Origin of the sequence: Prosthecobacter gellanilyticus (assembly GCF_007992435.1) — a bacterium.
GTDB classification, from domain to species: domain Bacteria; phylum Verrucomicrobiota; class Verrucomicrobiia; order Verrucomicrobiales; family Verrucomicrobiaceae; genus Prosthecobacter; species Prosthecobacter gellanilyticus.
Window position 1 is genome coordinate 229,605 of record NZ_BKAG01000002.1, and the last position, 11,963, is coordinate 241,567.

The 11,963-nt window shown below is 59.7% G+C and carries 8 protein-coding genes; 3 read left to right on the forward strand and 5 right to left on the reverse strand.

The window, feature by feature from the left end; genetic code table 11:
- Positions 1–69: 69 nt before the first annotated feature.
- Positions 70–3,573, reverse strand: a complete 3,504-nt coding sequence (locus tag BGE01nite_RS02360) for a DEAD/DEAH box helicase (RefSeq protein WP_170266534.1) — start codon at positions 3,571–3,573, stop codon at positions 70–72.
- A 173-nt stretch (positions 3,574–3,746) separates the two neighbouring features.
- Between BGE01nite_RS02360 and BGE01nite_RS02365 the strand changes: the two genes are divergently transcribed.
- The gene (locus BGE01nite_RS02365) at positions 3,747–4,979 is read left to right on the forward strand and encodes a class I SAM-dependent rRNA methyltransferase (RefSeq protein ID WP_146848655.1); all 1,233 of its coding nucleotides are present in this window, start codon (positions 3,747–3,749) and stop codon (positions 4,977–4,979) included.
- 40 nt (positions 4,980–5,019) lie between these two features.
- The gene (locus tag BGE01nite_RS02370; RefSeq protein ID WP_146848656.1) at positions 5,020–5,409 is read left to right on the forward strand and encodes a DUF423 domain-containing protein; all 390 of its coding nucleotides are present in this window, start codon (positions 5,020–5,022) and stop codon (positions 5,407–5,409) included.
- Between the two features lie 204 nt (positions 5,410–5,613).
- On the opposite strand, the gene panD is transcribed toward BGE01nite_RS02370, so the two are convergent.
- The gene (gene panD / locus BGE01nite_RS02375; RefSeq protein WP_146848657.1) at positions 5,614–5,964 is read right to left on the reverse strand and encodes an aspartate 1-decarboxylase; all 351 of its coding nucleotides are present in this window, start codon (positions 5,962–5,964) and stop codon (positions 5,614–5,616) included.
- A 129-nt stretch (positions 5,965–6,093) separates the two neighbouring features.
- Between panD and BGE01nite_RS02380 the strand changes: the two genes are divergently transcribed.
- A complete protein-coding gene (locus BGE01nite_RS02380; RefSeq protein WP_146848658.1) occupies positions 6,094–7,413 on the forward strand; it encodes a polysaccharide deacetylase family protein in 1,320 nt (439 codons plus the stop codon).
- A 47-nt stretch (positions 7,414–7,460) separates the two neighbouring features.
- On the opposite strand, the gene BGE01nite_RS02385 is transcribed toward BGE01nite_RS02380, so the two are convergent.
- The 3 genes from BGE01nite_RS02385 to BGE01nite_RS02395 form a co-directional block, all read right to left on the reverse strand.
- Positions 7,461–8,855, reverse strand: coding sequence for a hypothetical protein (locus tag BGE01nite_RS02385; protein ID WP_146848659.1), 1,395 nt, complete (start codon positions 8,853–8,855; stop codon positions 7,461–7,463).
- A 166-nt stretch (positions 8,856–9,021) separates the two neighbouring features.
- A complete protein-coding gene (locus tag BGE01nite_RS02390) occupies positions 9,022–10,512 on the reverse strand; it encodes a sulfatase family protein (protein WP_146848660.1) in 1,491 nt (496 codons plus the stop codon).
- A 73-nt stretch (positions 10,513–10,585) separates the two neighbouring features.
- Entirely contained in the window at positions 10,586–11,866 is a 1,281-nt protein-coding gene (locus tag BGE01nite_RS02395; protein WP_146848661.1) for a dihydroorotase, read from the reverse strand.
- Positions 11,867–11,963: the final 97 nt, after the last annotated feature.

Here is an 11,963-nt window from a genome sequence, read left to right on the forward strand (position 1 = left end):
CTTCGATCGGTTCTGTCCTCTATCCCCACAAAAAAGGCGCACTCTCTCGAGTGCGCCTTGATGTCAGCATTAATCTTCCTGACGTAGCTTTTCTTCGGCTTCGAGGTCGAAGAGGAACTCGAAGTCGGTCTTCTCCAGCGTGCGGGCAAAGCCGCCTTCGCCGAGGATGTTGTTCGACATGAGCTGCTTCTTCTGCTGCAGAAGCATGATCTTCTCCTCGATGCTGTCTTTGGTGATCATTCGATAGGCCATCACGGGTTGTGTCTGGCCGATACGGTGCGCACGGTCAATGGCCTGGGCTTCGACAGCCGGGTTCCACCAGGGGTCGTAAAGGATGACGTAGCTCGCGGCGGTAAGGTTGAGACCGCTGCCGCCAGCCTTGAGGCTGAGCAGGAACACACAGGCCTCCTCGTCGTTCTGGAACTTGTCCACGACCTCGCTGCGGTTCTGCGTGCTGCCGGTGAGCCAGTAATAAGGAATCTTCATCTCCGTCAGCTTGTCGCGCAGGATCTCCAGCATGGAGACGAACTGGCTGAAGAGCAGGACCTTGTGACCTTCGGCATGGAGCTCTTCGATGAGTTCCAGCGTGGCGGTGAACTTGGCGCTCTCGGTCTTGCTGTTCTCGGCATTCGCCAGCTGCGGATGGCAGCAGATCTGACGCAGACGTGTGAGCGCTTGAAGCACCGCGAAACGCTTGCGGGTGAGCACCTCGAAGTTGCTGCTGGTGAGCAGCAGGTGCTGGGCGCGGGCCAGTTCCTCTTTGTAGAGACGGGCCTGATCCGTGCTCATCTCGCAGAGCAGAGCTTCCTCGCTGCGGGACGGCAGATCGCGCGCCACCTGACCTTTGGTTCGGCGGAGCAGGAAGGGACGCAGACGGGCGCTGAGACGCTCGCTGGCCTTCGCATCTTTACGACGGTCAAAGTTACGCGTGAAGTAAGCGCGATCACCCAGCGCACCGGGCATCGCAAAGGTCATGAGACTCCAGAGGTCCAGCAGACGGTTCTCCAGCGGTGTGCCGGTGAGCGCGAGACGGTTCTCCGCCTTCAGTCGACGGGCAGCGCGGGCGGCCTGTGAATCCGGGTTCTTGATTTGCTGCGCCTCATCCATGATGACGGCCAGCCATTTCACCGTTTCGAGATACTCGATGCATCCGCGCATCTGCGCGTAGTTCATCACCAGCACCTGTGTCTCGGACTTCAGCTTCTCCAGATCCAGCTCATCCTTGTCACGCAGGATCTGCACGTTCAGACCTGGAGCTGCTTTCACAAACTCATTCGCCCACACATCCAGCACGGACTTCGGACAGATGACCAGACACGGCCAGGCGTTGCGAAAACGCGTGCGCAGCCAGAGAACCCAGGAGATGCTCTGAATGGTTTTGCCCAAACCCATGTCATCTGCGAGGATGCCACCAAACTTGTTCACGCTCAGATAGGCGAGGAAGTGATAGCCTTCGACCTGATAGGGGCGCAATGTGACGGCGAGTCCTTCTGGTGAATCAGGCTTCTCTTCAAGGCGCGCCAGCTCCATGCGCTGCGTGATGCTCTGCCACGCGCGTGGGTTGATGACCTCCTTCGCCTTGTCGCCAGCCAGCTGGCGCCAGTGCAGTTGATGCAGTTCATCAGACGGCGAATCGAGATCAATGCCGAGCTGGTCCATAAGAGCGATCTGCTCCTCGGTGAGTTCGAGCTTCACACGACGCCAGGTGCCGTCAGCGAGCTGCACAAAGCCACCCTTCGCTGCCACCAGCTTGCGAATTTCCGCAGGCTTCAGATCCGCGCCATCGATCTCAAAGATCATGCGCAGGTCAAACCAGTCGATCGTGGACGTCTGCGTGGCTTCGAGGCGCACGCGAGCGATCAAAGGATCCGCCAGGATGGTCTGCAAACGCTCGTCCGTGTTCAGCGTCACACTCTCTGGCAGGTTGTGTGCCCAGGCGTTGAATTGATCCGGGAAAGCTTTGGTGAGACGCACGCGGAAACCCTGCGCCTCGATGTCCCAGGACGGGTAAAGATTACGAATCACCGCCTCCGTGGCCAGCAGGGCGTCACGATTGCGGCAGACGATAGAGTCGTCATCCTTGGCGCTGTGGTCCAGCACGGGTGCCCAGCCTCCGGGCCCCAGCTTTTCGCGCACCTTGCCATCCGGACTCACGGCCTCGGCCTGAAACGTGGCATACTCAATGTTAGACCCGGGAGCCTTCTTCTGGCATGCGGCGCGCACTCGGGTCTCCAGCTTTTCATGCCTCACACGCCCGGCGATGCTTGGTGGCAAAGGCAGGCCGATCTTCTCCAGGAACTCAATGCCTTCCTGCGTGTTCAGCGCGGCGAGAGGGATGCTCACTTCACCTTCCACCTTCGTCTCATCAGACATCCAGCGTGGTCCCACGAAGACCGTGTCTCCGGACAGATACAGTGTCTCAGAGCCGTGCAGCACACGCAGAGGTCCCGGAATGCTCTCACCAGCCTCGGTGACGATGCTGAGCTTGAGGTGACGGCCTTCGCCATCTTCCTTGGCCTGCCATTTCAGCAGGGAGGAGCCGCGGCGGAAAGGGTGCTCGTCGAGAGTCACCAGTCTTCCTTCCAGCGAAGGCTGCTGGAAGAGGCTGCCCAGCCACTGCCCATGCGAGTCGAGATCAAAGCGGCATACATCCGAGGCGTTTGCCGAACTCTGACCAAGCGCTGAAAGCAAAAGCAGTTCGGCCTCAGGCGGCACCATCAAGCCACCTACGGCCTGGGCTTCTTCCAGGTCACGCAGCTCAGTGCCAGTGAGCGGATGATAGCGCTCCTGATCGTCAAAGCGACCCTGCAGCCGTGCTTCCGCCGGGGTGATCAAAAGCCGCAGGTCACCCTGTCGGCGCACACCCTGGCTGGCGAGGCTGTCATCATTCAGCAGACGGCGGATACGCTCCTTCCACAGCGGCACCGTGCGCTCCTGGCGCCATTCGCTCAGGCGCTCACGCACAGCGGTAAGATTCGCCACATTGCGCAGAAAGGTCGGGATGGGCAGGCCGCGATCCGTGAGGGCCAGCGCCACATAGTCCCAGAACTCACGCAGAGTCTTCGGCGCTTCCAGCCAGAGGGGCAGGGGATCCACGCTCTGGATGCTCCACTTCGGGTGCAGGCGCACCATGTCGTGGTCGTAGATTGTGCCGGTCTGCTGCACACGCTGGAAGCGCTTGTCCACCTTGCTGAAGTAAGCCTCTTCCTCGGGGGTGAACTGGCGTGCGAGACGCTTTTCCACCACCTCCTGAAACGGCACCTCGAGATCGGCCAGTTTGAAGGCCGCCGGATCACGCTGAGCCTTCCTCTGAATAGCGATGAGCACTGTGCAGAGCGCCAGATCATGCAGCACGCGGTCTTCCACGTCCGTTTCGCCGCTCCAGGCACCGTCTTCAAAGACCCAGCGCGTGTTCACGCTCTGCTCATCCAGCCGCACTTCCGCCAGCGCCTCTTCGGCGGTCACGTCCAGGCCGCGCACGGAGTCGGCATCGACAAGACGTTCTGCCTCGGCACGCAGGCGGGGTTCACAGCTGGAAATGATGCTAGGGATCTGGGAAACGAGGTCGGACATGAGAAAAAATGGGGGGATTCCCCTGTCTGCCGACCACGGCATCCGGGGAATCTGAGGCCCTAGCACAAACCTGGGCTGCATGCCAGTTTTGTATCGGAAATAAAGTGTGGGCAGCAGGCATGCATTGCCCGTTGCACAGAGGCCCGGCAGGGACCACAGAATGGGTTCGACCCATGCCCCGCCCAGATTATCGCCGCTCCTCCCCGCCACCGAAGCCACCGCCCCCCGGCAGCGAGGACTGGCCGCGCCCCTGGGCGCAGATGAAGTACCACTCCTACCACCCCGCCGTGTACCCCAACATGGTCGGCATGGTTTCCAGTGATGCCGGGGCAGGTGATCTGGTCAGCATCTTTGACAAGGAAGGCCGCCGCTTTGGCGCAGGTTACTACAATCCCCGGGCTCGAGTGCCCCTCCGCGTCCTGCATCATGGGGACGAAGATTTTACCGAGGACAGTCTCGACGATCTCCTCCGTCAGGCCATCCGCCTGCGTAAAAACATCATCAAGCTCGATGCTGACACGGAAGCCTACCGCGTGGTGCATTCAGATGCAGATGACCTCAGCGGCCTAGTGGTCGATCGCTATGCGGACACGCTTTCGATTGATATCACCACCCTCGGAGCCTGGCGGCGCATCCAGCGCTGGCTGCCCATCCTCCATGAGGAACTAGGCACTACTCAGCAGGTCATCCGCGTGGACCCTGACATCGCCTTGATCGAGCAGATCCGCATCGGTGATGTGCCGGAGGCCACGCAGCCCGGTCCGCGCAGCGTGAAGATCCGCGAGCATGATGTGCGCTACGTGGTGAACTTTGAGGCAGGGCACAAGACCGGTTTCTTCTGCGATCAGCGTGACAACCGCTTGAAGCTCGGACGTCTCGCTCATGGCCGCGTGCTGGACCTCTGCACCTACACCGGTGGCTTCGCGCTTTCGGCCAAAGTGCTCGCCAAGTGCGAGGACGTGACCGGTGTGGACCTCGATGAAAAGGCCATCGCTCAAGCCAAACAGAATGCGAATCTCAACCAGGTTCGCGTCGATTGGGTGCATGCAGATGCCTTCACCTGGGGCCGTCAGATGCAGCGCAACGGCCAGTCCTGGGACACCCTGGTGCTCGATCCACCGAAGCTCATTCATCATCGCGACAACCAGGAAGAAGGCATCTTCAAGTATCGTGACCTCAATAGCCTCGCCCTTCAACTGGTGAAGCCCGGCGGTCTCTTCGTCTCTTGCTCATGCTCTGGCTTGCTGGGCGTGGACGACTTTGAGCAGCTCGTCATCGGCGCTGCCCATCGTCAGAATCGCAAACTGCAGATCCTCGACCGCACCGGCCCTGGCCTCGATCATCCTGTGATGTCCAACTGCCCGGAAAGCCGCTATCTCAAGGTGCTTTGGGCTCGTGTTATCTAATTTGTTAGGCTTCTAAACCCTTCGCTCTCTTCCTCGTTTCATGGCACTCGCGCCCTCCCGCTCTCTTCTTGCCCTGGCAGCCTTCTCCGGATTGACCGCAGTCGTGCTCGGCGCCCTGGGCGCGCATGGTCCGGTGCATGACTTGCTCGCTGCAGCGGGCAAGCTGGAATCCTGGGAGACCGGTGTGCGTTACCAGCTGCCGCATTCGATGTTCCTCTACGTGCTGGCCCTCTTCCTGGGACAGGCTGGCAAAAGCGCCAAGATCGGCTGGATCCTCACCTTCGTCGGCACACTGCTCTTCAGCGGTTCCATCTACCTTCTCGCCTACATGGGTTGGAAGTTCCTCGGCCCCGTCACCCCGCTCGGCGGTGTGATCCTCATGATTGGCTGGGTGGTCCTGGCCTTCGCGAGTTGGAAGCAGCCAGCCTAAAAGCGAAGTTCGCTAGACACAAGGAGCGCGGACTTCAGTCCGCTGCAGGTCGATCTCGCTTTCCTCGTTCCCTCTACCTCTCCCATGCCTTCAAGCCGAAGACGTGGGCGCGAATACCTCGGGCGAGTCAATGCCCCCATGATTCTCCGTTCGAGATGCAGCGGACTAAAGTCCGCGCTTCAAGGGCCGTGGGAAAGTCGCTAATTACTGCACGCTCGTATTCACCACCTCATTCTGCGCATTCAGCAGCAGACGCTTCGGTGTGATTGGAGTCTCGCTCTCGCCAAAGGCCATGATGGTCACCAGATGACCCGTGCTGATGCGGTGCGCCGCGGCACCATTGATCACGATCTGTCCCGACCCTGCAGGGGCGGTGATCACATAGGTCTCCAGGCGCTGGCCATTCGTGATGGACGTCACCAGCACTCGCTCTCCCTCCCACAGGTCCGCTGCCTCCATCAGGTCCGTGGGGATGGTGATGCTCCCTTCGTAGTGAATGTTGGAGTCAGTGACGGTGGCGCGGTGGATCTTGGATTTGAGGAGGGTTCTGAGCACGCTCCAGATTGAGCACGTCCGTCCCCTTTGCAAGGGCCTCCTTAATCTGGGGTCAACTCCCCGCACGCGCAGGTAGGCCACCGGTTGCGCCAGAGGTGAAAATCGGTTAGAGCCTGCCTAGCCCAATCCATGAGATTTTCCACGATCTGCCTTCTCGCAGCCCTCAGCTGCCTGGCCCCCTCCTGCAAGCGCCTGGAGGCCAAGCTCGACCGTCTCGCGCGGCTGGCCGGGATCACCACACCCGCCGAGGAGGAAGCCCAGAAAAAGAAGGCTGAGCCCGTCCTCACCCCGGAGCAGCAGGCCCTAGAGGCCAAAGTGCTCAACAGCGCCGTTTTCGAGACCGTGAAGCATGAGGATGTGGCTCCGAAGGCCGTGGCCTTTGAGCTCAACAAATCCTCCACGGTGGCCATCCTCGGCTACCACGACTTCAAGGAGCGCGGTGGCAGTCCCATGATCATCTCCGGCAGCAAGTTTGCGGAGCAGATGAAGGCCATCAAGGAGTCAGGGATCCCGGTCATCCCGCTGAGTGATGTCCTGGAGTGGCGCAAGGGCCGCAAAAACATCCCCGAGGAAGCCATCGTCATCACCATGGATGACGGCTGGGAAGGCGTGCACACCTATGCCTATCCCGTGCTGAAGGAGCATGGCTTTCCCTTCACGGTCTACCTCTACAAGAAGTATGTGAACATCGGCGGACGCTCGCTGAGCTGGGACCAGATCCGCGAGATGATGAAGCATGGCTGTGAAGTCGGCAGCCACAGTGTTTCCCATGAGAGTCTGCGTAACAAAAAGGGTCGCAATGATGCGGACCAGCAGCTCTGGCTGCTTGGTGAGTTGAAGGACTCCAAGGAATTCCTGGAGAAGAACCTCGGCATCGCCTGCACCTCCTTCGCCTACCCCTTCGGCATCTTTGACGAAAGCACCACAGAGCTCGCGCTACAGGTAGGCTATGAAACTCTCGTGACCGTGAACAACCAGAAGGTCAACTGGGACACGCCGATGGGGAAACTCGGCCGCTACATCATTCACGGGGAGAGTGACACGAACTTCAAGCTCGCCACAAGCTTCCGCGGCCGTGGAGATGTCTCCTCCAACCACTTCCTCACGGCCTCTGCCAAGGACGAAAAAGGCAACGCTCTTGTGGAGCTCTCACCCGTTCCTGAAGAGCTCGTCAAAGACCGCCAGCCGGTCATTCAGGCCAAGCTTGCGAATCTGAAGACCATCATCCCTGAAAGCGTGAAGATGCGCGTGGCCGGCATCGGCACCGTGCCTGCGCAGTACGATCCCGCCACCATGGTGGTAAGCTACCAGCTCCCTTATAAGCTGCGCCGCGAGGACTGTGCCGTGACGCTGAACTTCAAGCGCGCCGCCGACCAACCTGATGAAGTCGTGAGCTGGCGTTTCAAGGTGGATCTCGCCGCCGCCTACGTGCCTGCGAAGCTGCCGTGAAGGTGGTGCAAGCTTCCTGCTTGCCCGTCTGCTTTCTGCCCAATGAGTCAAGGGCCTGCGGGAGTCGTCGCCGCGCTCTCGGGGGCTGATTCTGCCGCGTTCTGCGGAGTTTGCAGGATGGCTCCCATGCCATAGCCTAGACTATTTGGATTCTCGGCAATCATCTGGGCTAGCGCCCGCGCCATGGCTGGAGTGATCGCAGATGCCGTCACGGAGCCTGCTGCTTCTATCTGAAGGAGGCGTGAATCCTCACCTTCCCCAATTCTGGAGACGTTACGATCACTCCCTGGTGTCTGATCCACGATGAGCATCGCCATGGATGAACCTTGGTAGGAATAGATTGCCTCCTCTGAGCCAGTGGGTGGTTCGGGCATCGAGACATACTGCTCATACTCTGCCTGCCTGGGGACTGGAATGGTGGTATGCTGTGAGACCACCACGCGATCACCCACTCTCGCGATGACCACGATTTGCTGGGCGATGTTTGGATCAAGCAGTGCGTAAGGCACGTCGCTGTAAGCTGCAAAGCCTTGCTGGTTCAGAGTCATCATCAATTGCAGCACCTGCTGCGGCGTGACTTGAAGAATGGGGGAGAGATAACCTTCGGGCAGAAGATAGACTGCGACGGGCGGGATGAGGGAAAGCTCCTGCCTGCGACGGTAATCCTGCATGAGACGCAGGGTTTCCCACTGGCTTGCGGTCATGCTGGCGCTGCCATCTCCGTTGAACCGCACACCGATGCGCAGAGCATCGCGCTTCAACCAGGCGAGCTGGTCTGCGGAGTCTTTGGTCACCTGGTCATCCTTTCTGTCCAGCATGTCCGTGAGAGCGCGTTTCCCGGCGGTTTGCGGCCAGGGACCGGCCTGGACTTTCAAAGTGATGCGATGCTCTCCGAGATCCACATCACAACCCGCCATCGAGGCGAGTGTTTTCACAGCCTCCAGATAGGAAATACTGGTGCTGTGCAGCGTCACCAGCCTGCCTAGCGCGGCGGTCGGGAGGCTGACGATGAATTTGTGAAGTGCTAGCGCCTTCTGTTTGTCTGTCGTCAGGAGCATCTGTTTCAGCAGAGCCATCGCCTGCCCCAGCGGCAGATTCTCCAGTGCGACGTTGTTCAGGAAAAAGTCATCCAACCTGTCGGTCAGGCTGAGTTCCTTGAGATCAGGAGCGGTGATCTCGGAAGCCTGGGGGGCATCCAGGGTCAGCTTGGCGCCCAGCACGTCTGGAATGTGAGCGGGCTTGACCTTGTCGACCTGGAGGAACTCCACGCCGTCTACTCGCCGAGTCTCCTGGGCCTGCTTGTCCTTGCGGGAGATCTCAGTTTCAACCGACCCAAACATCACCACCAGAACTCCCAGGACCACGATGGATCCTGCGATGGCAAACCCACGCATCGGCGGTGCCGCTGGCGGAGGCGTATTCGAATGAGGTGACAGAGACATCGGGAGCGGTGCAGGCGGGATCGCTGTTAGACAGCTCCCATCATGCCAGAACTCCCGCCGGAGTGAATCATTTTCTAGGAGAAATCTCCAGGTCTGTCGGAGGTGGAAGGTCGCATCGATGGTTCGGCAGGCCGTTCGGAGCGTCCGTTGACAACCTCATCAACCATCACGGCTTCCCATAGTCTGCACCCGTCAGACTTGTGAGCACCGACTTCTGCCAGTCACGCAGCTTCACTTGAAGCTTCTCGGCAACGTTCGCCTTCTCACTGAAGAGATTCGTCTTCTCCGCGAGATCCACATCCAGATCAAAAAGCTCCCGCTTCGGTTCGCCCTTCTTCTGTTCATGAATCACCAGCTTGAAGTGACCATCGATGATCGCTCGCGGCCCGAGGTAGTCCGCCTCACTCACCACAGGATGACGGAAGTTGCTAAAATCACGCGTTGCCTTGCCTGCCGCTAGCTTGGCGAGCGGTGTGGTGCCTAACTGTAGTTCAGGATCGATATAGGGCACCGGAGTTGCGTCCTTTTTCAAATGGCCGATGTCAAAGCACCAGAAGGCCAGGGGACTCCCGCGCTCGGTCATCTTATCATCCAGCAGAGGCGTGAGGTCGATCCCATCCAGCGGGCGTGTAGGCACGGCCTGTCCGGTCAATGCGCAGATCGTCGGCAGCAGATCGCTGGTGCAGGCACGCACCTCCGTGCTGCGCGGCTTGGGGATGCGCGCAGGCCACTCGATCAATCCCGGCACCAGCGTGCCCGCCTCATAGACCACGCCTTTCACACCACGATGCGGCGAAGCCAGTGAGGCATCGGGTGAGGTGCCATTGTCACCGCAATAGAAGAGCAGGGTGTCTTGTTTCAATCCTTGTTCGGCCAGATGCTTCCTCAGCGTGCCGATGGCACGGTCCATGGCCGTGATCTCCGCGTAGCGTTCGCGCAGCACATCGCCCAGAGGGCGCTGCACCTGGGCACCTGTTTCATTTGAAGTCAGGCGCACCTTCTTGGTCGCATACTTCGCGGGCAGATCATCATAGAGTGCCAGATCCTCCGGCAGGCCGCTGTAGGGCTCATGCGGTGATCCAAACCACACGACCGTGAAGAAGGGCTTCTTATCCTGCTTCGCTTTATCGATGAAGGCCATGGCCTCGCGGATCAGGATCTCTGAGCTTTCGCCCTTGAAGACCTCGGGCGGTCCGCCATCACGCGAGAACGATGGGTTCAGCTCAAAGAAGTTATCGTGTGAAAGCCAGGTATGAAAGCCCATCGCTCCTGGCGAGACGGGCGACTCCTTCTTCACCGCACCGACATGCCATTTGCCAAAGTGTCCGCATTGATAGCCTGCCTTCGAAAGGATGTGCGCCGTGCTGATCTCTTCGGGACGCATGGACCAGCCAGGGGCAAAGGTGCCCATGCGGTTCGGGTGCCGTCCCGTGAGAAAGCTCGCGCGGGTGGGCGAGCAGCTCGGATGCGCCGCATGAAACCTCTCCAGCTTCAGCCCGCTCACCGCCATTTCATCAAGCGTTGGTGTCTTCACATGCGGATGCCCGTGATACCCTGTCTCCTCCCACCCATGATCATCCCCCATAAGCAGGATGATGTTTGGTGAAGCGGCCCATGACGAGGCGGCGAGAAGCAGGCTGGCGAGGATGATCTTCATGGCTGGTTCTCATGCCAAACGCATGCCCCCGCCCAGTCGTTTCTCTCCTTTTGGACCTTTATGTTCCAAAAGACTATCTCACCAGCAGTTCCTCACCCCGGTAAATCACCCGTTCCACCATGCCCTTCAGTGTCTGGTCGATGAACGGTGTGTTGATGCTCTTCGACTTCATGAAGTCTTGCGTGAAGGTCATGCTGCGTTCCGGATTGAAAACGATGAACTCAGCGAGTCCGCCTTCCTTCACCGGCACGGGGGCCAGCTTCATCATGCGGCGCGGCTCGGCGGAGTAGCGCTTTACGATCAAGCCCCAGTCGAGGATGCCCTTGCTCACGAAGTGATGGAAAAGGCTCGGCAGCGCGGTTTCCAGTCCGGTGATGCCGAAGGGAGCGCTGGCGAAGTCCTGGTTCTTCTCGAACGGCGTGTGCGGCGAGTGATCGGTGACGATGACATCAAACCAGCCGTCCTTCAGCCCATTCAGCAGCGCTGCGTTGTCCTCCGCCGTGCGCAGCGGCGGGTTCATCTTGTAGTTTGTGTCGTAGTTGCCGATGTGCTCCTGATTGAAGATGAGATGCTGCGGAGTGATCTCGCAGGTCACACGGATGCCGCGGTCCTTCGCACGCTTGATCGTGCTCATGCCTTCGGCGGTGGTCACGTGCTGGATGTTGAGGTGCACGCCCGTGTATTCCGCGAGGCGGACATCCCGTGAGATGCCGATCTCCTCGCTGATGCTCGGCATGCCCGGCAGTCCCAGGGCATAACTAACTTTGCCTTCATGCATGCAGCCCTTGCCGGACAGATCCTTGATCTCGCAGTGGCTGGCGATCGGCATGTCGAAATGCTTGGCATACTCCATCGCACGGCGCAGCACCTGCGGATTGTCGACCGCGTGACCATTGTCCGAGAGCATCACCGCACCTGCTGACTTCATGCCGGCGATGCCCGCCAGCTCCTCGCCCTTTCGCCCCTTCGTGATCGCACCCGCGACATAGATGCTAGAGCCGATGCGTGCTCGGCGGGCGCTTTCCAGCACCGTGCGCACCACACCTGCATTGTCGATGGTTGGGGATGTGTTCGCCATCATGACGAAGCCAGTCACCCCACCATTAATCGCGGCCTCGGCACAGCTTCCGATGTTTTCCTTGTCCTCATGCCCGGGTTCGCGCGCATGCACATGGATGTCAAACATGGCCGGCATGAGGATGCGGCCCTGGCAGTCGATGACCTCGCAGTCACTCACACCGCTGATCGTGGGCGCCACGCCAATGATGCGGTCACCTTCCACAAGCACATCACCAAGCTGGAGTTGGGAGCTGTCTTCGGAGGCGATCTGGGCTTGGTGGTAAAGGCGTTTCATGCGGCGGGATGCGCCCATGATGAAGCGGCGGCGCGGAGGGTCAAGGGAGGTCAATCAGGACTGTTGGAGTAACGAAGTTGCCAAAGGTGGGCACCTG